The organism is Pseudomonas sp. HY2-MNA-CIBAN-0224 (assembly GCF_040310285.1).
GTDB classification, from domain to species: domain Bacteria; phylum Pseudomonadota; class Gammaproteobacteria; order Pseudomonadales; family Pseudomonadaceae; genus Aquipseudomonas; species Aquipseudomonas helleri.
Window position 1 is genome coordinate 1 of sequence record NZ_JBEOPQ010000245.1, and the last position, 366, is coordinate 366.

1 pseudogene is annotated in these 366 nt (G+C 45.9%); it reads right to left on the minus strand.

What is annotated here, in order from left to right:
* Window positions 1–352: pseudogene (locus tag AAEZ03_RS26240) on the minus strand (N-acetyl-gamma-glutamyl-phosphate reductase); the annotation flags it as partial.
* Window positions 353–366 lie beyond the last annotated feature (14 nt).

Here is a 366-nt window from a genome sequence, read left to right on the forward strand (position 1 = left end):
GTTTATACCAATGCTCAAACTCCGTCAATGACTGGAGACGAAAATCAGCCGCCAAATCGATGACTCGTACACCTGCTTGAGTCAACGCTTGTGCTTGTTTCATCGCGACACCATGTGGCGTGGCAAAAAACACCACATCACATTTTTGTAAGGTGGCAAGCGTATCATCACCCAAGTCACTAAAGACAATATCCGAGATACCGCGTAAGCTTGGGAATATCTCATCAGCACGTGTACCCGCTTCACTACGTGACGTTAGCAAATCAATAGAAACCTCAGGATGAGCGGATAGTAAGCGAATCAGCTCAATACCTGTATATCCTGTGCCACCGACGATTGCTGCTGAAATCATAAGATATCCCCTTT